This window comes from Acidithiobacillus sp. IBUN Pt1247-S3, from assembly GCF_041146875.1.
Taxonomy (GTDB): domain Bacteria; phylum Pseudomonadota; class Gammaproteobacteria; order Acidithiobacillales; family Acidithiobacillaceae; genus Igneacidithiobacillus.
Map to the genome: position 1 here is coordinate 84,575 of NZ_JBFRXP010000010.1, position 19,726 is coordinate 104,300.

The 19,726-nt window shown below is 58.0% G+C and carries 24 protein-coding genes and 3 tRNA genes; 6 read left to right on the forward strand and 21 right to left on the reverse strand.

Going from position 1 to position 19,726, the window contains the following annotated elements; translation table 11 throughout:
- The 4 genes from AB4090_RS08940 to AB4090_RS08955 form a co-directional block, all read right to left on the reverse strand.
- Positions 1 to 102, reverse strand: a 102-nt coding sequence (locus tag AB4090_RS08940; RefSeq protein ID WP_369573546.1) for a GTP-binding protein, incomplete at its 3' end; no start/stop codon positions are given.
- 44 nt (positions 103 to 146) lie between these two features.
- Positions 147 to 222 (reverse strand) — tRNA-Thr (locus tag AB4090_RS08945).
- A gap of 6 nt (positions 223 to 228) precedes the next feature.
- A tRNA-Gly gene (locus AB4090_RS08950) sits at positions 229 to 302 on the reverse strand.
- 21 nt (positions 303 to 323) lie between these two features.
- Positions 324 to 408 (reverse strand) — tRNA-Tyr (locus AB4090_RS08955).
- A gap of 244 nt (positions 409 to 652) precedes the next feature.
- Here AB4090_RS08955 and AB4090_RS08960 point away from each other — a divergent pair.
- The 3 genes from AB4090_RS08960 to AB4090_RS08970 all read left to right on the forward strand — a co-directional run bounded on the left by AB4090_RS08960 (position 653) and on the right by AB4090_RS08970 (position 3,425).
- The gene (locus AB4090_RS08960) at positions 653 to 1,300 is read left to right on the forward strand and encodes an OmpA family protein (RefSeq protein ID WP_369573523.1); all 648 of its coding nucleotides are present in this window, start codon (positions 653 to 655) and stop codon (positions 1,298 to 1,300) included.
- An 80-nt stretch (positions 1,301 to 1,380) separates the two neighbouring features.
- On the forward strand, positions 1,381 to 3,066 hold the full coding sequence (gene ubiB, locus AB4090_RS08965; protein ID WP_369573524.1) for a ubiquinone biosynthesis regulatory protein kinase UbiB: 1,686 nt from the start codon (positions 1,381 to 1,383) through the stop codon (positions 3,064 to 3,066).
- Between the two features lie 14 nt (positions 3,067 to 3,080).
- Positions 3,081 to 3,425, forward strand: coding sequence for a lipopolysaccharide assembly LapA domain-containing protein (locus AB4090_RS08970; RefSeq protein ID WP_369573525.1), 345 nt, complete (start codon positions 3,081 to 3,083; stop codon positions 3,423 to 3,425).
- A gap of 4 nt (positions 3,426 to 3,429) precedes the next feature.
- Here the strand turns inward: AB4090_RS08970 and AB4090_RS08975 are convergent, their stop codons facing one another.
- The 9 genes from AB4090_RS08975 to AB4090_RS09015 all read right to left on the reverse strand — a co-directional run bounded on the left by AB4090_RS08975 (position 3,430) and on the right by AB4090_RS09015 (position 10,455).
- Complete coding sequence (locus AB4090_RS08975) at positions 3,430 to 3,981, reverse strand: tetratricopeptide repeat protein (protein ID WP_369573526.1); 552 nt, start codon at positions 3,979 to 3,981, stop codon at positions 3,430 to 3,432.
- Positions 3,982 to 4,056: 75 nt separating this feature from the next.
- Positions 4,057 to 4,518, reverse strand: a complete 462-nt coding sequence (nusB, locus tag AB4090_RS08980) for a transcription antitermination factor NusB (RefSeq protein WP_369573527.1) — start codon at positions 4,516 to 4,518, stop codon at positions 4,057 to 4,059.
- The gene (gene ribE, locus AB4090_RS08985; RefSeq protein WP_369573528.1) at positions 4,515 to 4,982 is read right to left on the reverse strand and encodes a 6,7-dimethyl-8-ribityllumazine synthase; all 468 of its coding nucleotides are present in this window, start codon (positions 4,980 to 4,982) and stop codon (positions 4,515 to 4,517) included. The genes nusB and ribE overlap by 4 nt, the downstream gene beginning before the upstream one ends.
- On the reverse strand, positions 4,979 to 6,109 hold the full coding sequence (ribB, locus tag AB4090_RS08990; RefSeq protein WP_369573529.1) for a 3,4-dihydroxy-2-butanone-4-phosphate synthase: 1,131 nt from the start codon (positions 6,107 to 6,109) through the stop codon (positions 4,979 to 4,981). Before ribB ends, ribE begins: the two co-directional genes overlap by 4 nt.
- Complete coding sequence (locus AB4090_RS08995) at positions 6,109 to 6,762, reverse strand: riboflavin synthase (RefSeq protein ID WP_369573530.1); 654 nt, start codon at positions 6,760 to 6,762, stop codon at positions 6,109 to 6,111. Before AB4090_RS08995 ends, ribB begins: the two co-directional genes overlap by 1 nt.
- Positions 6,762 to 7,877 carry a bifunctional diaminohydroxyphosphoribosylaminopyrimidine deaminase/5-amino-6-(5-phosphoribosylamino)uracil reductase RibD gene (gene ribD / locus AB4090_RS09000; protein WP_369573531.1) on the reverse strand — a complete coding sequence of 372 codons (1,116 nt, stop codon included), beginning with the start codon at positions 7,875 to 7,877 and terminating at the stop codon, positions 6,762 to 6,764. Before ribD ends, AB4090_RS08995 begins: the two co-directional genes overlap by 1 nt.
- On the reverse strand, positions 7,864 to 8,349 hold the full coding sequence (gene nrdR / locus AB4090_RS09005) for a transcriptional regulator NrdR (protein ID WP_369573532.1): 486 nt from the start codon (positions 8,347 to 8,349) through the stop codon (positions 7,864 to 7,866). The genes ribD and nrdR overlap by 14 nt, the downstream gene beginning before the upstream one ends.
- A 2-nt stretch (positions 8,350 to 8,351) precedes the next feature.
- Positions 8,352 to 9,593, reverse strand: a complete 1,242-nt coding sequence (gene glyA, locus AB4090_RS09010) for a serine hydroxymethyltransferase (protein ID WP_369573533.1) — start codon at positions 9,591 to 9,593, stop codon at positions 8,352 to 8,354.
- A 97-nt stretch (positions 9,594 to 9,690) separates the two neighbouring features.
- Positions 9,691 to 10,455, reverse strand: coding sequence for a hypothetical protein (locus AB4090_RS09015; protein WP_369573534.1), 765 nt, complete (start codon positions 10,453 to 10,455; stop codon positions 9,691 to 9,693).
- Between the two features lie 37 nt (positions 10,456 to 10,492).
- Between AB4090_RS09015 and AB4090_RS09020 the strand changes: the two genes are divergently transcribed.
- The 3 genes from AB4090_RS09020 to AB4090_RS09030 all read left to right on the forward strand — a co-directional run bounded on the left by AB4090_RS09020 (position 10,493) and on the right by AB4090_RS09030 (position 13,622).
- A complete protein-coding gene (locus AB4090_RS09020) occupies positions 10,493 to 11,098 on the forward strand; it encodes a hypothetical protein (RefSeq protein ID WP_369573535.1) in 606 nt (201 codons plus the stop codon).
- Between the two features lie 65 nt (positions 11,099 to 11,163).
- Positions 11,164 to 12,033 (forward strand): tetratricopeptide repeat protein, encoded by an 870-nt coding sequence (locus AB4090_RS09025; protein ID WP_369573536.1) that lies wholly within the window; start codon positions 11,164 to 11,166, stop codon positions 12,031 to 12,033.
- A 74-nt stretch (positions 12,034 to 12,107) separates the two neighbouring features.
- Positions 12,108 to 13,622: a Do family serine endopeptidase gene (locus AB4090_RS09030; RefSeq protein WP_369573537.1), complete on the forward strand. Its 1,515-nt coding sequence runs from the start codon at positions 12,108 to 12,110 to the stop codon at positions 13,620 to 13,622.
- Positions 13,623 to 13,637: 15 nt separating this feature from the next.
- Here AB4090_RS09030 and xerD read toward each other — a convergent pair whose 3' ends face one another.
- The 8 genes from xerD to ffh all read right to left on the reverse strand — a co-directional run bounded on the left by xerD (position 13,638) and on the right by ffh (position 19,544).
- The gene (xerD, locus tag AB4090_RS09035; RefSeq protein WP_369573538.1) at positions 13,638 to 14,552 is read right to left on the reverse strand and encodes a site-specific tyrosine recombinase XerD; all 915 of its coding nucleotides are present in this window, start codon (positions 14,550 to 14,552) and stop codon (positions 13,638 to 13,640) included.
- A complete protein-coding gene (locus tag AB4090_RS09040) occupies positions 14,539 to 15,072 on the reverse strand; it encodes a methylated-DNA--[protein]-cysteine S-methyltransferase (protein WP_369573539.1) in 534 nt (177 codons plus the stop codon). The genes xerD and AB4090_RS09040 overlap by 14 nt, the downstream gene beginning before the upstream one ends.
- A complete protein-coding gene (locus tag AB4090_RS09045; protein WP_369573540.1) occupies positions 15,030 to 16,238 on the reverse strand; it encodes a hypothetical protein in 1,209 nt (402 codons plus the stop codon). Before AB4090_RS09045 ends, AB4090_RS09040 begins: the two co-directional genes overlap by 43 nt.
- Entirely contained in the window at positions 16,238 to 16,582 is a 345-nt protein-coding gene (rplS, locus tag AB4090_RS09050; RefSeq protein ID WP_369573541.1) for a 50S ribosomal protein L19, read from the reverse strand. Before rplS ends, AB4090_RS09045 begins: the two co-directional genes overlap by 1 nt.
- Positions 16,583 to 16,593: 11 nt before the next feature.
- Entirely contained in the window at positions 16,594 to 17,340 is a 747-nt protein-coding gene (gene trmD / locus AB4090_RS09055; RefSeq protein WP_369573547.1) for a tRNA (guanosine(37)-N1)-methyltransferase TrmD, read from the reverse strand.
- Positions 17,340 to 17,849, reverse strand: a complete 510-nt coding sequence (gene rimM, locus AB4090_RS09060; protein ID WP_369573542.1) for a ribosome maturation factor RimM — start codon at positions 17,847 to 17,849, stop codon at positions 17,340 to 17,342. The genes trmD and rimM overlap by 1 nt, the downstream gene beginning before the upstream one ends.
- Positions 17,833 to 18,093, reverse strand: coding sequence for a 30S ribosomal protein S16 (gene rpsP, locus AB4090_RS09065; RefSeq protein WP_369573543.1), 261 nt, complete (start codon positions 18,091 to 18,093; stop codon positions 17,833 to 17,835). Before rpsP ends, rimM begins: the two co-directional genes overlap by 17 nt.
- A gap of 74 nt (positions 18,094 to 18,167) precedes the next feature.
- A complete protein-coding gene (gene ffh, locus AB4090_RS09070) occupies positions 18,168 to 19,544 on the reverse strand; it encodes a signal recognition particle protein (protein WP_369573548.1) in 1,377 nt (458 codons plus the stop codon).
- Positions 19,545 to 19,726: the final 182 nt, after the last annotated feature.

Below are 19,726 nucleotides of genomic sequence, written 5' to 3' on the forward strand. Positions count from 1 at the left end.
CTTCGTCAGCGCCGCCGTCAGCGTGGTCTTCCCGTGATCCACGTGACCAATCGTTCCCACGTTTACGTGCGGCTTCGTCCGCTCAAACTTTCCCTTGGACATTCAGAAGACCCTCTCCAATCAAAAACAAAAGCGACCTCAAAAAATGGAGCCCACAACCGGATTTGAACCGGTGACCTCTTCCTTACCAAGGAAGTGCTCTACCGACTGAGCTATGTGGGCCTAACTTGGAGCGGGTGATGGGAATCGAACCCACACCATCAGCTTGGAAGGCTGAGGTTCTACCATTGAACTACACCCGCACGACCGAAGCCGGCAAATCTTGGTGGAGGGGGGAGGATTCGAACCTCCGAAGGCAGAGCCGTCAGATTTACAGTCTGATCCCTTTGACCGCTCGGGAACCCCTCCAGCGGTAGCGGCGAATTATCACTTCGTCCCTAACCACTGTCAAGGCTTTTCGTCTCGGTAAGCGATCGGGTGCACAGGCATTTTCCAATAGTGCTTGCGCTGGCCGCGGCCGCGCAATCCGATCAAGCACGGCGCATGCGCCTTGACAGCGTTGTCGAATTACAACATCCTTCACGTTGTTGTAAAAATACCGCTGCCTTGATTACGGCGCGGCTCTAAATTTGGTATTGAGGAGGGTATTGCAATGTCGAACAATCTGCGTCTGACGCTGGCTGTCTCTTTGGCCGCGTTTGTCAGCTCTGGGATGGCCCTGGCCAGCACCAGTCCTTATGAGGGCTATGCGGTCACCGCGCAAGGTGCCCCCGTGGTAACCGCCAAAGGCCAGTGCGTGCGCGGCGGACGACCTGATTCCGAGGGGCCAGCCCCCGCGTACTGTGTTCCGCCCAAGAAGGTCGTCGCCGCTCCTGCACCCGCACCTGCTCCTGCCCCAGCGCCTATCGCGCCGGTTGAGCAAACCGTGTTGGTCAGCAAGCCGATCACGATCACGGGCATCAACTTCAAGTTCAACTCTTACAAGCTCCTTAGCCACGACATCAAGGTGTTGGACGAGGTGGCAGATTTCGCCAAGAACCATCCTGACGCGGTGCTGGATGTGAATGGCTACTGCAGTAAAGTAGGCACCTATGCCTATAATTTGAAGTTATCTAAGCAACGCGCCGGCAGTGTAGCGCAGTACTTGGAAAACCATGGGGTCAGCCGCACTCGCATGGTGCTCAAAGGTCATTCTTATAACGACCCGGTTGCTAGTAATGCCACGGCGCAGGGACGTTTCTTGAACCAGCGCGTCGAAATCAACAGCACGATCAAAGTGGAAAAAACAGTAACCAAGTAAGGTCAACCCCTTGCTTCATGAGGCCCCCCGCGGGGCCTTTTTTTCGTCCTATTCTGCGGCAGCCATGCTAGAATCGACACATGCGCCAATCTTATCTCCGTTCCCTTCGCATCTTCCAGATCACTCGCGTCCTAGTTCGCTACCGGCTGGACGAACTGCTCTACTACCTGCCCTTGCTCAAGCCGTATCAGGCAATTCTCAAGCTGAACCCCGGGCGTTGGGTCATGCCCAAACCCGAAGGAACTTTTGGTGCACGACTGCGCCTCGCCCTCGAGGCTCTGGGCCCAACCTTCGTTAAGCTTGGGCAGATGCTTTCCACTCGGCGCGACCTGTTGCCTGAGGAAATTACCCGCGAATTGGCAAAGCTGCAGGATGCTGTGCCGCCATTTCCATCTGTACAAGCACAGCAAATCATTGAGCACTCGCTGAAAAAGCCAGTTACAGAAGTCTTTGCTGAGATAGAAACAGAGCCGGCAGCCGCAGCATCCATTGCCCAAGTACATTTTGGCCGTTTGTATGACGGTCGCGAGGTGGCAATCAAGATTCGGCGTCCCGGCTTGCGCCGCATCATTGAACAAGATCTGGGGATTCTCGCTTGGTTGGCCGAGCTTGCCGAACGGTATTCCCAAGAAGGCAGGCGCTTGCGCGTGCGCGCAGTGGTTTCGGAATATGCCAAAACCTTGTGGGGCGAACTCGATTTCCTGCGCGAAGGCGCCAACGCCAGCCAATTACGGCGCAACTTCGCCAATGATCCAGACCTACTATACGTTCCGGAGGTGTTTTGGGATTTCTGCAGCGAAGAGGTTCTGGTGATGGAACGTATTCGCGGCATTCAAATTGGGCAACGTGATGCGCTGCGTGCAGCGGGCATTGATTTCGATCAGCTGTCGCGTCGCGCCGCCGAAATATTTTTTCGACAAGTCTTCCGGGACTCTTTTTTCCATGCGGACATGCACCCTGGAAACATCTTTATCGATCCCAGCAATGGCCGTTTTATCGCGGTCGATTTCGGCATCATGGGGAGTCTGGACGAAGCCAGTCAACATTATCTAGCCGAGAATATGGTCGCTTTTTTCGGTCGCGATTACCGGCGTGTGGCAGAGGCCCATATTGAGGCTGGTTGGGTGCCAGCAGATACCAACGTTCAAGATTTCGAAACAGCAATCCGTGCGATTGCGGAACCGGTCTTCCAAAAACCTTTGCACGAAATCTCCGTAGCACAACTGCTGTTGCGTTTATTTCAGACGACGCGACGCTTCCAGATGCAGACCCAGCCGCAGCTCCTACTCTTACAGAAGACCCTGGTCAATGTTGAAGGGATTGCGCGGGAATTCAACCCAACCCTCAACATCTGGGAGGTTGCAACGCCACTGCTGCGTGATTGGCTGAACCGTCAACGTGGCCCCCAGGCATGGTGGACACAAATTCGGCGCCATGCCCCGCAGTGGGGCTTGGTGCTGCCAGAACTACCCGAACTGGTCCATAGCCTTCTGCAACAAGCACAACGCGGGGAACTACAGGTGCCGGTGCGAAATGAGGAGCTGGAGGGCATACGGCGGGAGCTGCGCCGCGGCTTGCAGCGCCTTGCCCTGCTGACCAGTTCGGTGATCGTAGTCATGGGCCTGGCCTTGATCGCTGCTGTGGAAGGGGACCTTGGCACTTTCATTCTGGATATCCCGGTTTGGCTGTGGTTATTATGTCTACCGCCGACTGGCTGGGCATTGAGCCGTTGGTTTCAAGCGGTTTTTATCCGTTCCCATAACTAGGAGAGACAGACAACATGTGGATTATCTTTTCCCTGATTCTTGCCGCGTTGGCTGTAGTCTTCGCTGTACAGAACAACGCCATCAGCGTGGTTCACTTCTTCTCGTGGCAATTTCAGCAATCGGCTGGGGTGATTGTACTGATTGCCTTCGTCGCCGGCGCTTTCGCCAGTACGATTTTTTACTTGCCCATGCACTTGCGCAATCATTGGCGAATCCGAAAACACACCAAACACATCAGTGAGTTAGAGACCAAGCTTCTCGGAGAGCAAAACCGCAGGATGACCCTGGAGCAAGAGCTGCACAAAGGATCAGAGCAAAATGAGGGGGAATCCGAGAACTCCCCATCACACGAATTTTGATCGATTATGGGTTGACGTTGGTCTTGTCGGCAACCGGCTTCAAGTTTTTTTGCTGCCACTTCGCCAATACCGCAAGGTTGTCCTTGGCCTGAGGAATACCGTGTTCTGAAGCCATCCTCCACCAGTGGGCGGCCGTCTGAAAATCTTGTTTTACGCCGAGCCCTTGGTAGTAGAGGTTGCCCAGGTTGTATTGGGCGGAGGCCACGTTTTGCTCTGCAGCACGCTGCCACCAGTAGGCGGCTTGTGCATAATCTTGCTTCAGGCCCTGGCCAAAATAATATTGCATGCCAAGATTATATTCTGCCTTACCGTATCCATGGTCTGCAGCCTTCTGAAACCATTGCGCTGCCAATGCATAATTCTTTGGCACACCATCGCCCATTGCGCAGCGTGTACCGATGCTATTTTCCAATTTGGCAGTGGTTAAAACCGCAGGAGAAGTAGTAGCAGCATCCTCAAGAACAGTCTGTTGAGCTTCCCCCGCCCACGCGGACACGCAGAAGACGATGCTGGAAGCCAATACAGCGGAGACAACACTTTTCTGTGACTTCTTCATGATATCCTCAAAAGAAAACCCCGATAGTCAGAAGGTTACAATAAAAACCTCATGCATGGCTATAGGTAAAATGGCTTAGCTCTCGGTACTGGAAGAGCCCAGCTCCGCAACCCGCCAACGGCGAGCGAGCTGGTCTAAGACGCCATTAATGAAACGGTGCCCTTGCTCAGCACCGAAGGCTTTGTCGAGCTCAATGGCTTCATTGATGATTACTCGGTACGGCGTCTCGGGTAGAGAGTGTAATTCGCAAGCAGCAAGGCGCAAGATCGCGCGCTCGATCTCGTTGACCTCATCCTCCCAACGGCGATCGGTGATCGCTTCGACAATGGCAGGGTCGAGGCTATCAATCTGCCCACAGAGCGCTGCCCAAATCCGATCGAAGAACGCCACATCTGCCGCTTGTAAGCGTTCCGGATCTGCGTGAAATTGTTCGGCCAATTCTGCGCATGGAGTGGGGTTGAGCTGCCATTGGTACAGAGCCTGAACCAAGGCAACCCGGGCCAAACGCCGGCGGCTGGGGCTACGAGACTCGTTCACAGGTTTTTCAGCAGTTGAACCATTTCCATCGCTGTCATGGCCGCATCAAAGCCTTTGTTTCCGGCCTTGGTGCCCGCCCGCTCAATGGCTTGCTCGATGCTGTCCGTAGTAAGGATACCGAAGATCACTGGCACACCAGTGTCGAGGCCAACCTGCGCAATACCTTTGGCGGCCTCGCCGGCGACATAATCGAAATGTGGCGTGCCACCACGGATCACGGCGCCAAGACAAAGGACGGCAGAGTATTTACCGGAGCGCGCGAGTTTCTGTGCCAGCAGAGGGATTTCATAAGCTCCCGGGCTGTAGATCACCTGAATCTGCTCTTCTTTTGCCCCGTGGCGCTTGAGACCATCGATCGCGCCCTGCTCTAATTGCTGGGTAATAAAGCTGTTGAAACGCGCCACCAACAAGGCATAGCGCTCGCCAGCGCCAACCTGCAAATTACCTTCAAACCGCTCGATCATAGGTATTTTCCTGTTTCGAGAAATGGAAGTTGACCAACGATTTCGAGGCCGAAACCGCCAATACCGCGATACTGAAACTGACTGTCACTGAGCACTCGCGCCTGATGCACACCAAGGTCGGTGAGCATTTGCGCGCCCACGCCGAAGGTGCGCAGGATACGACCCGAGTCACCACTCTGGCCCGGGCCCTTTGGCCGCGACGGGAGATCAGCAATCTGCGTCCGCAAAGTGTCTGCATCGTCGGCATGTTGCAAATACACCAATACGCCGACCTCCTCTTGCGCCAAGCGTGCCAGGGCATGGGCCACCGGCCCTTGATCCCCCAAAAAAAGATCCGTCAGCGTTTTGCCGACCTGTACCCGCACCAGCACGGGCTCTTTACTGTCTTCCGGCTTCCCTTTAACGAGGGCGAAGTGTGTCTCACCCGAGATCCAGTCGCGATATAGGTGCAGCGTGAATTCACCCCAGGGGCTCTGCCAGGGGCCACTGCCTTCGCGTCGCACAATACGCTCTCGCTCCAGACGATAGCGAATCAGATCGGCGATAGTCCCCAGCTTTAATCCATGTCGGGCGGCGTAGGGCAGGAGGTCAGGTAGGCGCGCCATTTCGCCATTTTCATTGAGAATTTCGCAGATGACACCGGCTGGCTTGCAGCCCGCCAGTCGGGCCAGATCGATGGCCGCCTCCGTATGGCCGGCGCGCACCAGCACACCACCCGGCTGCGCGGCCAGAGGGAAGATATGCCCCGGCATGACAATGTCCTGGGGACCGGCAGCATCGGCAATGGCCGCCTGAATGGTGGTAGCGCGGTCAGCGGCGGATATGCCCGTAGTGACCCCCCGCGCCGCTTCAATGGAGACGGTAAAAGCCGTACCCAGTTGCGCAGTATTGTGACGCACCATTTGCGGAATCTGCAGTTGCTCGCAACGCTCCTGGGTCAGAGGCAAACAGACGAGCCCGCGTGCTTCGCGCACCATGAAGTTGATGGCATCCGGGGTGGCATGCTCGGCCGCCAGAATCAAATCGCCTTCGTTTTCTCGGTCTTCATCATCCATGAGGATGACCATTTTGCCCGTAGCAATGTCTGCCAGAATCTCTTCCGTAGGGCTGATTCGGCTTTTCGTCATCAACTGTATCCTTTTGCTGCCAGGCTTGCGGCGTCGAGACACGATTCTACCGCGCTTTCCCCTCGGTCGACCATGAGGCGCTCCAAGTAGCGAGCGAGCAGGTCAACTTCAAGATTCAAGCGCTGACCCGGCTTCCAGGATTGCGCCGTCGTTTGCGCCAAACTATGGGGGATAAGGTTGAGAGAAAAGCCGTCTGAGTACAAGGCATTAACCGTAAGGCTGATGCCGTCTACACAGATGCTCCCCTTGGCTGCAATGTAGCGGCGCAACTCCTGCGGTACCTGCACACGATACACCTGAGAGCGGCCAGAGCTCTGCGCGCCGAGCAGAATGCCGACGCCATCGACGTGACCGGCAACCAAATGTCCGCCCAGGCGATCAGCAAGGCGCAAGGCCTTTTCCAGATTCACCTCGGCACCTGGCGCCAGGTCGCCCAGGATGCTGCGCTCCAGAGTCTCCAAGGAGACGTCGACGGCGAAGCGGTCTTGATCCAAGGAAACCACCGTAAGACAGACGCCGGACACTGCAATGCTGTCACCCAACTGCACATCGCTTAGGTCGAGGGCACCAGCAGCAACCCAGAAGCGCTGGTCTCCTCCCAAGCGCTGACGCTGCCGCAGCGTACCTACGGCCTGAATAATTCCGGTAAACATCAGGCATCCTCCCGACAGAGATAGCGGAGCTTTACGTCTTGCCCCAGAACCTGGCTTTCCCGCAGGCGCCAGCGCGGAGCTTGACCGAGCTGCAGGTACGGCCCTACCGAAGCAAAGGCACGGGCGTCTTGTCCCAGCAGTAACGGCGCAAAATACAATAGGTATTCGTCAACCAAGCCAGCACCGAGAAGGCTGCTGGCGAGACGCCCACCGGCCTCCACAAACACTTCGTTGATTTCTTCTTGGGCGAGAAATTGCATCAGCGCTAAAAAATCGACCCCCACACCCGAGCTTGCCGGTGGTAGTGGAACGAGACGCGCACCGACAGCAGAGAGTGCGTGACCAGCCTCCGCCTCCAGATCGTCGCGGTGCACAATCCAGGTGGCGCCAGGGCTGCGCAACACTGCCGCTGTGGAGGGAGTGCGGAGTCGTCCGTCGAGGATGATTTTGATCGGATGGCGCAACAAATCTTCGTTCAGCCGTGGGGCAAAACGCGGATCGTCGGCCAATATCGTGCCCACTCCCGCCAGGATAGCACTAGCCTGCGCGCGTTCCTTTTGTACGTCCTCACGGGCAAGCTCGCCGGTTAACCACTGACTCTGGCCATTGGCCAGCGCCACCTTTCCATCCAGGCTGCTGGCCTGCTTTACCCGCATCCAGGGGCGCCCGCGACGCATACGCTGCACAAAACCGCGATTGAGCCAGATCGCCTCTTCTTCCAGACATGGCACGTCCACAACAATGCCCGCCGCGCGCAGGCGCTCGATTCCTTTACCGGCCACCAGGGGATTGGGATCGACCATCGCCACAACAACACGCGTGACCCCAGCGGCAATGACTGCGTCACTGCAAGGAGGGGTACGACCTTGGTGCGCACAGGGTTCGAGCGTGACATAGAGGGTTGCGCCACGTGCCAGCTCTCCTGCCTCACCCAGAGCGAACACCTCTGCATGCGGGCCTCCAGCCTGCAGGTGCGCGCCCCGCCCCTGGATTTCACCATCGCGCACGAGCAAGGCACCGACCCGCGGATTGGGATGGGTGCTGTAGAGGCCGAACTGTGACAGCTCCAAGGCCTGGCGCATGTACTGGATATCGGATTGATCAACGCTCATCATTGGGTGACTCAATAGCCTGATCTGGGTCGAGCAGGGCCTGAATTTCGCTATTGAAGGCGTGCAGATCATCAAAACGCCGATATACCGAGGCAAAGCGCACATAGGCCACCGGATCGAGCTCGCGTAATGCTGCCATGACCAAATCGCCGATGCGGCGCGCGGAGATTTCCCGTTCGGAATGGCTGCGAATTTGCTTTTCAATCTTGCGCAAGGCGAGGTCGATTTGCGCCGTAGACACCGGGCGCTTGCTCAGCGCCCGCCGCAGCCCGGCAAGGAGTTTTTCCTGTCGATAAGGTTCCCGTCGCCCATCCGCCTTGACCACCATTGGGAACGCCAAATCCGCGCGCTCATAAGTAGTGAAGCGCTGATTACAGGCGGGGCATTCCCGGCGGCGCCTTACCGACTCGCCATCATCGGCGATGCGAGAATCGACGACACGGGTATCGTCATGGGCGCAAAAGGGACAGTGCACCGTTAGCCATAAACCGGGAAACGCCGGCAAAGTTCAAGGATACGGCCCCGCGCATTTTGCAGGATTGCCTGATCTTGATGAGCATCAAGGACGTCGGCAATGGCAACTCCCAGAATTTCCATTTCTGCTTCGGCAAAGCCGCGGGTGGTAGCGGCCGGGGTACCAATACGGATACCGCTGGTGACTGCTGGCGGACGAGCGTCGAAAGGCACGGCATTTTTATTGACCGTGATGTTAGCATGCCCCAAGGCCTCTTCCGCCTCTTTGCCGGTCACATTTTCCCCCAAGTCCAAGAGAAAGAGATGATTGTCGGTACCACCAGAAACCGCCTGATAGCCGCGCCCGGCCAAGACTGCAGACAGCTTTTGCGCATTGCGGATCACCTGGGCCTGATAAGTTTTGAATTCCGGTTGCAAAGCCTCTTGAAACGCCACCGCCTTACCAGCAATGACATGCATCAGCGGGCCACCCTGAATCCCCGGGAAAATCAGCGAATTGACCTTTTTCGCATACTCTTCACGGCAGAGAATTAGGCCGCCACGTGGACCACGCAGGGTCTTGTGTGTAGTGGTAGTAACAAAATCTGCGTGCGGCACTGGGCTCGGATGATGGCCGGCAGCTACGAGCCCAGCAATGTGTGCCATATCCACCAAAAGATAGGCACCAATACTGCGCGCGATTTCACCAATGCGCGCAAAATCGATGATGCGCGAATAGGCACTAGCCCCGGCGACGATCATTTTTGGCCGTTCTTGCTCGGCCTGCGCCGCCATGGCGTCGTAATCGATACGCCCATCCTCACGACGCACTCCGTAAGCGACAACGTCGAAGATCTTGCCAGACAGATTCACCTTGGCACCGTGGGTCAGGTGACCACCGTGGGCGAGGCTCATGCCCATAATCTTGTCGCCCGGTTTGAGTACCGAAAAATAGACGGCCTGATTGGCCTGGGAGCCCGAGTGCGGCTGCACGTTGGCATGCTCGGCGCCAAACAACTGCTTGGCCCGATCAATGGCAAGCTGCTCAACGACATCGACATACTCACAGCCGCCGTAATATCGCTTACCCGGATAACCCTCAGCATATTTATTAGTGAGCACTGAACCCTGCGCCGCCATCACCATCGGGCTCGTGTAGTTCTCCGAGGCAATCAGTTCGACATGGTCTTCTTGCCGAACGCGTTCGTGCTCCATGGCTTGCGCCAAAGCGGGGTCGAAATCGGCAATGTGTTGGGAAGAAAACATGAGGGCTCCTGGGTCTAGAATTTTTCCTGGCCGAACAGTAGCAAGGCTAGCCTGCCATGCTCAAGCGCAAAATCTGCGGCCAACTGATGAAGAAGATTCAACTCGTCCGCACCTTCTGCGGCTGCAGTACTGGAAGCGGTACCGACTTGCCTTCGCGCTTGCGCCGCGGCCGTTGTTTATTGGCGAAGATGTCTTCGTACGCGACATGGACGATGGGCGGCCCGAGCACCCAAACGAAGAGCGCCAGCCACACCTGCGCTGGTAACGGCAAAATGACACTGGCGATGAGAAGAATCGCCCACAACGCAATCAGCGGATCACGCAATTCTTGGCGAAACAGGAGAGCCAGGGTAGTTTCCACTTCCGCCTCGATCCAACCATGTCCCTTGTGCAATGCCAGCGCAACGCCGAAAAATGCCGGGGAAAACCAGAAGTAGGGCATCATGGAGAGGTCCGTCAGACGCTCACTGAAGCCCATCCACCAGCCCCAAAATCCGGGTGCCTGGCCAACCTGCCAATTTCCTTGCACGCCGCCAAGCAGCTCACCAAGGATCACCGTTTCGCGGCCAAACTCGAAAAGCAGGCCAAACAAGGTCAGAATCATTCCCCAGAGGATCGCCACACCAACGGCGTGCCGCAATTGTGGCCAATCATATTGTTGCCCATCACAGCGCCCAGCAAGGTACAGACCCGCGAGAAGACCCAAGGGGGCAAGGCCGTACATAAGCCAAAACGGCAGAGGGATGGCAGTGAGCACTAGGGGTAGCAGGAGGAAACGCGCCCAGCGTCCGGGGTGATCGCGCACAATCTCGGCACCACCGCGTACCCAGCTTTCCATCCGCTGTAGCCACTGTTTGGCCAAAGTCGCTCCTCCGCACAAATCCTATTTTGACATTCTAGTGAAGGCAGGCTACAAACTCAAAGAACTTTACGATCTTGAGAAATCATCGGTGCAAGAACTTCCAGCCTTTCGCGAACAGGTACGCCGTGCCCACGCGCGACTTATTCTTCAGGTCGTATCTGCCTGTCAAAACCCCGATCACCGGTCGGCACTGCGCGAGAGTTTGCGTGTGGCCAGTGCCAACGGCTGGGAGTCTCTGGTCGAACGCCTGGAACGGATTTTAGCTGGCGAACGAGATGAAACCCTTTTGCTCGGACTAGATGACGAGGATCACGTTGTCGTTGCGAGTGTGCTTCGGGGTCTACAAGACCCAAGCTCTCTCCCGTCGACCGAAAACCAAGCGGATCCCAGCTTTGCCGCACCGGGCATTGCCGGGGTCGTCATCGCTGCCCAGCGCGGCGATACCCAGGCCCTGCAATGGCTTGGGCAAATGGCCAGCCAAATGCAGCGGGCGGGAGGCGAAATGGCACGACTCGGCGCCTGCCTGGGCCCATTGTCACAAGGAAAAACGGATGTCGAGCGGTTAAGCAAAGGCCTTGGGGCGAGTACCCGCAGCCTGCTGCGACAAATCGTCGATGAAATGCACAAACTGCAAGCGCAGTAACCGGCTTGAGCGCAGCCATCATCCCCCCTACCATGTTCAAAAGCCTTATCACAGGAGTGCAGTAGATGGCGTCTGGTGCGCACGTTATTGAGGTAAATCTCGGTAACTTTACCGAGGTAGTAGATACAGAGTCTTTCCAGCGCCCCGTGTTGGTCGACTTCTGGGCGCCCTGGTGCGGGCCCTGTCGTGCCCTTGGACCCGTTTTGGAGCGGCTTGCCGAAGAAATGCAGGGCGCATTCCTACTCGCGAAAATCAACTCCGACGAAAACCCAGAGCTCTCCCGCCAGTATTCTGTGCGCGGTATCCCAGCGGTAAAGGCCTTTCGCGAAGGACGCGTGATAGACGAATTTACCGGCGCCTTACCAGAGCCTGCCATTCGCCAGTTTCTCGAAAAGATTTTACCCAAGGTGGGCGACGAGCAGCGTAAAGCCGGCCTAGAGGCTCTGGCATGCGGCGATACTGCGGCGGCGGAACAATCCTTTCGCGCTGCCCTTGCGCAAGACCCACGCAACGATGCGGCCCGCCTGGAACTCGCACGCCTATTGATCGGCCGCGGTGACAATACGGCGGCAGAGGCGGAAATTGCGGCCCTGAGCCCCGCCTCTCAGGCCAGCGAGAGTGTGGAAGCACTGCGGGCGCTGGTGGAATTTTCGGCCGCCCTACACGATGCGCCGCCGGGCGAAGAAATTGCGCGCCGTCTACGCGAAAGTAGCGGCGAGGAGCAGGCGAAATCCATGTACCAGCATGCCTTGCGCGAACTTTTGCAGGGACATGAGCAAGCCGCACTCGATCAGTTCATCGAGATGGTGCAGCGGCATCGGAAATATGGTGATGACCTCGCACGCAAGACTCTACTGAAAATTTTCCTGCTCCTCGGCAAGGAGCATCCGCTGGTCAACGAGTATCGCAGCAAATTAGCGCGGGCGCTGCATTGAGCGAGCCTGTGTTTCTGGCGGAGCGCTATCCGTCCCAGCCCTAGCGGGCATTGAAATTGAAGGAGTATGACTTGATGGCTGGCCCCATTTCCACCCTCCGTTTACCTCGGCGTCGCGCACTACTGACTGCGACAACCCTAGTCCTGCTCGCGTCCGGCTGTGCCCAAGGGCAGGTGAGCGCGCCAATAAAAACCGCAACGCCAGCCCCAGTCGCCGCTGTCACGCAAAGTGCGCCGTTGCAGCCCCTGGTTGCTCTGCCCGATTTTACGCCACTCATCGAGCGCTATGGTCCAGCGGTGGTCAATATCAGCACCACATCCGAGCAGAATATCCCGGGCGCTGGCAACCCCTTTCCGCCCGACTCGCCATTCTATCGTTTTTTTGAGCATTTTGGCGCACCCAATGGGCAAGGCAACAAGCCGCCGCAGGAGAAGGTCGAGTCTTTAGGCTCCGGCTTCATTATGAGTAGCGATGGTTATATCGTCACCGCCGCCCATGTAGTGCGCCATGCCAAGCACATCATCGTCACCCTAGCCGATCACCACGCCTATCCAGCCAAACTCGTTGGACTCTCCGTGCGCTATGATACAGCGCTATTGAAGATCGACGCGAAGAACCTGCCCACTGCTCCCATCGGCAACTCCAGCGATCTCAAGGTCGGCCAATGGGTGCTAGCCGTGGGTACGCCGTTCGGCTTTTCCAATTCCGTTACCCAGGGCGTCGTTAGCGCCCTCGATCGGCCGCTGCCCGACGATGAGTACATTCCCTTCATCCAAAGCGACGTACCAATCAATCCCGGCAACTCCGGTGGTCCGCTCTTCAATATGTATGGCCAGGTCGTTGGCATCAACGATCAAATCTACACCAACAACGGCGGCTACATGGGCCTGTCTTTTTCCATCCCCATCAATACCGTGATGTCGGTAGTGGATGACCTGAAGGCCCACCGTGCTATCCAGTTTGGTTATCTCGGTGTTGAGGTTCAGAGCGTAACACCGGACATGGCTGAGGCCTTACACCTGAGTGAACCGGTGGGCGCCCTAGTGGCTTCGATTCAGGCCGATAGTCCTGCGGCACGCGCCGGTTTGCATCCTGGCGATGTTATCGTCACCTTCGCCGGTAAGCCGGTCTACAGCGTCGGGCAACTGCCCTTACTGGTCGGCACCAAGAAGCCCGGAACACAGGTAGAGATTGGGGTTCTGCGCGATGGAAAAGCGCTAAGCCTGCCGATCACCGTTGGCACCTTGCCTAGCCCGCAAAAAAGTGCCGAGATGGAAAGCAGCCCCACAGCGATCGCCAACGTACTCAAAATCCCGCGCTTAGGGATCTCCGCAAGGCCACTCTCCGCCAAGCTGATGCAAGAACTGGGGATTGATCAGGGGGTAGAAGTGGTGGACGTGCACCAGGGCGCCGCGGCCGAAGCTGGTGTGCAACCGGGCATGATCATCGAACAGCTCGACCAAAAGACCGTGCGGAGTCCGCAGCAACTGCAGCGCCTGGTCGCTGGCATCCCGGCAGACAAACCCATCCCAGCACTGATCCGCCAGGGCAAATCGAGCATCTTCATTGTCCTGCGCCTTCCCAAATAGGTAGGGTTCTTGCACTTAGCCGCGCGGATGATGCGCGGCGTGCAGGGCTTGCAAACGCGCTTGCGCGATATGGGTGTAAATTTCTGTCGTGCTGAGCTGGGCGTGCCCGAGCATCAGTTGCACGCTGCGTAGGTCGGCGCCATGGTCGAGCAGATGGGTGGCAAAGGCGTGGCGCAGGCTGTGGGGAGAAAGCTGGCATTGGATGCCGGCGAGCTCCCCGTAGTGCCGTATGAGCTGCCAAAAGCGCTGGCGAGTCATAGGCTTGGCGCGTTGACTCAAAAACACAGCAGCCTGCGCTTGGTCCCGTATCAGTACCCCGCGCGCCTGCCGCAAATAGACGCCAAGCAAATCCTGGGCGCGCGCACCAATGGGAACGAGACGCTCTTTCCGCCCCTTGCCGAAGGTCTTCAACACCCCAGCGGGCAGATCTACCTGGGACAGTTGTAAACCCACGAGTTCGGATACCCGCAATCCAGTGGCGTATAACAGTTCGAGCATGGCCGCGTCACGCAGGCCCATCGGCAGCGTTTGATCCGGCGCGGAGAGTAGCGCCTCGACTTCCGACTCTGTCGGTACATCCGGCAAATGACGTCCCAGGCGTGGCGAACTGAGATCCCGACTAGGATCGTGTTGTATCCAACCCTCGCGCAGGGCATGTGCGTAAAAGCCGCGCAGGCTAGAAAGCTGTCGCCGTGTGCTGCGCAGGGCTGCACCCGCCGCTAGGCGCGCCGCAAGGAAACTCGCCAGATCGGCATTATCCGCTTGGCGCAAGCGCAAGTCGCGCGTCTGCAGATACAGCCGCAAGCTGTCGAGATCCTGGGCATAGGCGCGCAGGGTGAGGGCACTCAGGTTTTTCTCCAACCAGAGCGCATCAAGAAAGTGATCTATGTCGGCATCCAGGCTCGGTAGGCGGCTCTTAGGCGCGCGCATATTCGACGCCCTCGTGGCGGAGGAGGAGATCTTTGTAAGCGATCTCCGCTCCCTCCCGCTTACCAGAATAACCACCGAGACCATGTTTGGCGAGCACCCGATGGCAAGGAATGAGGATAGCGATCGGGTTGCGTCGACATGCCTGCCCCACGGCACGCGGCGCGTTGTGCAGGACACTGGCAAGTTCGCCATAGCTGCGCACCCTGCCCAAGGGAATTTTCTGTAACGCGTTCCAGACACACCGCTGAAATGGGGTCCCCGACGCGCGCATGGGGAGCCGCCGACGCAACCGCTCATACGCGACAAAGTCCGCTGCCGCGTAGGCCGCCAGGGTTTGTGCAAGTGGATGGCAGGAATCCAGGTAGGGCAGGTCTTCTGCTTGGCCCAACAGCGGATGGAGCCCGACCAGCGTGGTACCGAAAAATTCCAGAGATACCGTGCCGATCGGCTCCACCGTGTAGAGCCAATGGCTCCCTACTACTCCGGGTAGAGACGCAGGAAGACTAGGGGATGAATCCATAACAGGGGTCCAGCGAGTTCCTGGGTCGCCGCTTGCGTCTCTTGCCAGTGTGCCCAAAACAATGCAGAGGGGTCATGAGACGCGATTAAATGCTGTTCCGCCCGCCGCTGATACCAAGAGCGCAGGGCGTCCGCACCGAGAGCCTGTACTTGCAATACGCGCTGCCAATCCTCGCCGTAGGTCTGCGGCGTAACCTCCTCGGAAAGGGCGTGACGGAAGGCCGCGAGTTCTGTGTATCCGGGCCAGTTCTGCTGTGCCTCCCAGCCGGCAAAGCGAAACAGATCAGCGGCAGCACTGAACAAGATACGCCGGCAACGCCGCAAACTGCGGTGCGGCATTTGCAAGACTGCCGCCAACCACAAGTAGATCTCCCCCAGTGCAATCAGTTGTGAGCCATCAGGATATTCCAGAATCATCAAACCTAAAGCCAGAAAGAGCTGGCGCAGGGCGGCGATGGGCTGGTCCCCCATACCGCGCAGATGTTCCATATAAGCGCTGAGGTCGCGCTCACGCAAGCTCTGTAATAGCGCTTTCCCGCTATCCAAGCGGCGCTCGGCCCGCCCTTCGGGCACCACTACGGCGCAAGCCTCGGCAAGGCTCCAGTGTTGCTGCAAAGCGGCCATGGTTAGCGGTACGAAGTCTTCCGCAGGCATGATCGCGGCGAGTTGTGCCCAGGCATGCAAAAGACTGCTGCGAAACCCGTGGGCATAGCCGTCTTCTGCCACCCGCAGACGTAACCGATCGATAATCAGATGTCGTGCCTTGGCATCCTCTGCCATGCTCCGCAACAGGGGCAACAGACGCCGTATATCCTGTTTTTCGATGGCCTCGGCAAAGATATCGAGTTCCATATCGATGGGCAGGGGTGTATCGGGGACGACCCGTAACCAGGCAGCCGGGACCGGATCCACCGTCTCCGCCGCGGGAAATGTGGAGGCCACCAGATGTCCGGGTAGAGCGCCAGCGGCAATGGTAAAGCTGAGGTGGGCCAACCAGCAGCGACTGGAATACAAATCGACCTGCCCCTGAGACAGGGACAGGCCTTCACGCAGGTAAAGCGACTGCAGGGACAAACGCGAGTTTGCGTCCGCCCAGATGCGGTCTTGCTCCGGCGCCGCAGCCATCCGCCATTGCGTGAGCAAGGCGGCAGACTGCCCTTCGCTCATCAGCCGAGCTTTTCGCGAATGCGCGCAGCCTTACCGGAGAGTTCGCGCAGGTAGTAGAGCTTGGCGCGACGTACATCACCGCGACGCTTCACTTCCACCTTGGCGACCAGGGGCGAATGCATGGGAAAGACGCGCTCCACGCCCTCGCCACTGGAGATTTTGCGCACCGTGAAAGAGGAATGGGCACCCCGGTTGCGCCGCGCGATGCACAGGCCTTCAAAAACCTGGACACGCTCACGTTCCCCTTCCTTCACCCGTACATGCACCGCCACGGTATCGCCGGCAATGAACTCGGGAATCTCGTTCTTTGCCTCTGCCAGATTAATCTCATCAATAATATTCACAGCCCTTCTCCTTACACCCTGCCACTTTCGTCCGCGCTCTCTGCTTCCTGCAGACAGCGTATATCTTCTGCCGACAACTGACGCCTCACCCAGAGATCCGGGCGCCGCGTCTTGGTCCGCAACAAGGACTGCCCGCGTCGCCAACGCGCAATGCGCGCGTGATCACCCGACAACAATACCTCTGGCACCTTCGCCCCGCCCCAGTGCTCGGGTCGGGTATAGTGCTGGCAATCCAGCAAATCTGCCGCAGCAAAACTATCTTCCTGCGCCGACGCCTCGTGTCCAAGAAAACCCGGCAGGAGGCGCGCCGTTGCCTCCATCAGCACCAGGGCGGGCAGTTCGCCGCCAGCGAGAACGTAATCGCCCAGCGACCACTCTTCATCAACCTGCGCCATGACCCGCTCGTCGATGCCCTCATAGCGCCCGGCGAGGAGGATCATGCCCGCGCGGGTACTGAAGCGCTGACAATCCTCTTGCCGCAAGGGCCTGCCCTGGGGCGAGAGGTACGCCACCGGCGCCTCCGGGTTTTGCCCACGTGCCGCGGCGATCGCAGCCAGCAGCGGCGGTGCCATCATCAACATACCCGGCCCGCCACCGAACGGTCGATCATCTACCCGCTGATGCGGCAAGGTGCTGAAATCCCGCGGATTCCAGACCTTGAGTTCGAGCAGGCCGCGCTGCCAACCGCGGGCCAAAATACCGGCCTGAAAATAGCCCTCAATCAGTTCCGGAAAAATGCTGATGACGTCAAAACGCATCACCAGTCTTTTTCCCAGTCGACCACCATGCGCCGCTGGTCAACATCTACCCGCACATCCGTAGTCCACGGAATCAGGATTTCAGCGCCTTGCTCGTCCTGCACCACGAGTACATCGTTAGCGCCAGTCTCCAGCAAATTTTTCACCTGACCCAAACGCTGAGCATGGTGGTTACATACCTCCATGCCAATCAGGTCACGCCAGTAATACTCACCTTTCGGCAGACAGGGCAAATCCGCAGCAGGAACGGCAATCTCTTGCCCAATCAATGCCCGCGCGACTTCGCGATCTTCCACCCCGTGCAACTGCGCGACTACTGCACCCGCTTGCACACCACCGGATAACACGGTAACTGGCCGGTGTTCTGCACCCAGATACCAAAGCGGATGAGCAAGGATGCCGTCACGCTCTTCGGTATAGGAAAAGACCTTGACTGCCCCGCGGACGCCGTAGAGGCCAGAAATCCGCCCCAACGGCACCCATTCTCCGGTTTCAGGCGGCGCTGACACCCGTCTTGCTCACGCCCTCGGCCTTGAGGAAACGCGCCACGGTATCCGAGGGCTGCGCCCCCTGAGATAACCAATACGCGGCGCGCTCTTTGTCCAGCCGCAGTTCCGATGGGTTACTGACCGGGTTGTAGAAACCCAGACGCTCAATGAAGCGTCCGTCACGCCGCGCCCGACTGTCCGCTACCACAATGTGATAGAAGGGCCGCTTCTTGGCGCCACCCCGAGCCATCCGAATCACTACCATATCCGATCCTCACAAAAGTACAGCGCCGCAACGGGCGCGGCGGGAAAGGCGCGAATCATAACCAAAAATTCCGTTTATTGAAAGGGCAATCCACCCTTCATCAGATTGCGCGGATTCATTCCCAGCAAACGGCTCAAGCCTTTGCCGCCCTTGCCCATTTTTTTGAACATCTTTTGCATCATCTCGAACTGCTTGAGTAGTTTGTTGACCTCGGCGACGCTGGTGCCGGAACCAGCAGCAATGCGCCGGCGGCGAGAGGCCTTGATGATGTCTGGGTGACGGCGCTCTTCCATGGTCATGGAATTAATGATCGCCTCGAGGCGGCGCATGGGCTTTTTATCTTGTAAGGCGTCCTGCGCCTCACTGGGCAGATCATTCATCCCTGGTAGTTTATCAATGATGCTGGTAAGCCCACCCATGCGCTCCACCTGGCGCAATTGCTCGCGGAAATCTTCGAGGTCGAATCCTTTCCCTTTGCGCAGCTTGTCGGTCATGCGCTGCGCTTGCTCAATATCCACATCCTGCTGAACTTGCTCGACCAGACTGACGATGTCGCCCATGCCGAGAATACGCGATGCCATGCGCTCCGGGTGGAAGGCCTCCAAGCCCTTGCGCACCTTTTCGCCCACCCCAAGGAACTTGACGGGCTTGCCGGTAATGGCACGAATGGAGAGGGCCGCGCCACCGCGCGCATCACCATCGGCCTTGGTCAGGATCACGCCGGTGAGGGGCAAGGCAGTATCAAAGGCTTTGGCGGTGTTGACCGCATCCTGACCGGTCATGGCGTCAACGACAAAGAGCAGCTCCGTCGGCTGCACTATCGCCGTGAGCTCTTTGGCCTCGCTCATCATTTCTTCATCAACATGCAAGCGTCCGGCAGTATCGACAATGAGCACGTCGTAGATCTGCTTGCGCGCTGCATCCAAGGCATCGCGAGCAATTTTTACTGGTGCCTGACTGGGATGGCTCGGGAAGACCGCGACCTCGATGTCGCGCCCGAGACTGGCCAATTGCTCCATAGCCGCCGGTCGGTAGACGTCGGTGCTGACCAAGAGCACGCGTTTCTTCTCGCGTTCCTTGAGCCAGAGGGCAAGCTTGGCGCTGGTGGTCGTCTTACCCGAGCCCTGCAGACCGGCCATGAGGATGACTACCGGCGGTCGCGCCTGCAAATTGAGGCGATCGTTGTGCGCGCCCATGAGGCGCGTGAGCTCGTCGTTGACGATCTTGATGAAGACCTGCCCCGGGCTCAGGCTGCGCAGGACCTCTTCTCCCAAGGCCTTCTGCCGTACTTCGGCGATGAAGTCCTTGACCACCGGCAGGGCTACGTCCGCCTCCAGCAAGGCCATGCGCACGTCACGCAGGGCATCGCGAATATTGTCTTCACTGAGCCGCGCCTGACCACGCAAGGCCTTGAAACTTTGGTTGAGACGTTGGCTGAGGGATTCGAACATGGGCACCTCGACTAAGCGGAATGCCATTTTGCGCGCTCGCTACTGTGGGCGCAACGGAAGGATGAATGTAATCGAACTGCTCCCTAAATCCGCGATTGCTGCTAAGAGATAGATAGATAAGGCCCCGATCTGCAAGCCTTTCTGGTAGAATAAGCTTATCGAGAGCTTCACCCAGAAGGTGA

Bases quoted from the DNA above. Each gene is read 5' to 3' on its own strand.
- ubiB (WP_369573524.1), top strand. From the start codon at position 1,381: ATGCGCCAATCTTATCTCCGTTCCCTTCGCATCTTCCAGATCACTCGC.
- ribB (WP_369573529.1), bottom strand. From the start codon at position 6,109: ATGACGAAAAGCCGAATCAGCCCTACGGAAGAGATTCTGGCAGACATT.
- AB4090_RS08970 (WP_369573525.1), top strand. From the start codon at position 3,081: ATGTGGATTATCTTTTCCCTGATTCTTGCCGCGTTGGCTGTAGTCTTC.
- rpsP (WP_369573543.1), bottom strand. From the start codon at position 18,093: ATGGTAGTGATTCGGATGGCTCGGGGTGGCGCCAAGAAGCGGCCCTTC.
- AB4090_RS09040 (WP_369573539.1), bottom strand. From the start codon at position 15,072: ATGGATTCATCCCCTAGTCTTCCTGCGTCTCTACCCGGAGTAGTAGGG.
- AB4090_RS09045 (WP_369573540.1), bottom strand. From the start codon at position 16,238: ATGAGCGAAGGGCAGTCTGCCGCCTTGCTCACGCAATGGCGGATGGCT.
- AB4090_RS08995 (WP_369573530.1), bottom strand. From the start codon at position 6,762: ATGTTTACCGGAATTATTCAGGCCGTAGGTACGCTGCGGCAGCGTCAG.
- trmD (WP_369573547.1), bottom strand. From the start codon at position 17,340: ATGCGTTTTGACGTCATCAGCATTTTTCCGGAACTGATTGAGGGCTAT.
- ribD (WP_369573531.1), bottom strand. From the start codon at position 7,877: ATGATGAGCGTTGATCAATCCGATATCCAGTACATGCGCCAGGCCTTG.
- ribE (WP_369573528.1), bottom strand. From the start codon at position 4,982: ATGATCGAGCGGTTTGAAGGTAATTTGCAGGTTGGCGCTGGCGAGCGC.
- AB4090_RS09030 (WP_369573537.1), top strand. From the start codon at position 12,108: ATGGCTGGCCCCATTTCCACCCTCCGTTTACCTCGGCGTCGCGCACTA.
- AB4090_RS08960 (WP_369573523.1), top strand. From the start codon at position 653: ATGTCGAACAATCTGCGTCTGACGCTGGCTGTCTCTTTGGCCGCGTTT.
- glyA (WP_369573533.1), bottom strand. From the start codon at position 9,593: ATGTTTTCTTCCCAACACATTGCCGATTTCGACCCCGCTTTGGCGCAA.
- ffh (WP_369573548.1), bottom strand. From the start codon at position 19,544: ATGTTCGAATCCCTCAGCCAACGTCTCAACCAAAGTTTCAAGGCCTTG.
- AB4090_RS09025 (WP_369573536.1), top strand. From the start codon at position 11,164: ATGGCGTCTGGTGCGCACGTTATTGAGGTAAATCTCGGTAACTTTACC.
- xerD (WP_369573538.1), bottom strand. From the start codon at position 14,552: ATGCGCGCGCCTAAGAGCCGCCTACCGAGCCTGGATGCCGACATAGAT.
- AB4090_RS08975 (WP_369573526.1), bottom strand. From the start codon at position 3,981: ATGAAGAAGTCACAGAAAAGTGTTGTCTCCGCTGTATTGGCTTCCAGC.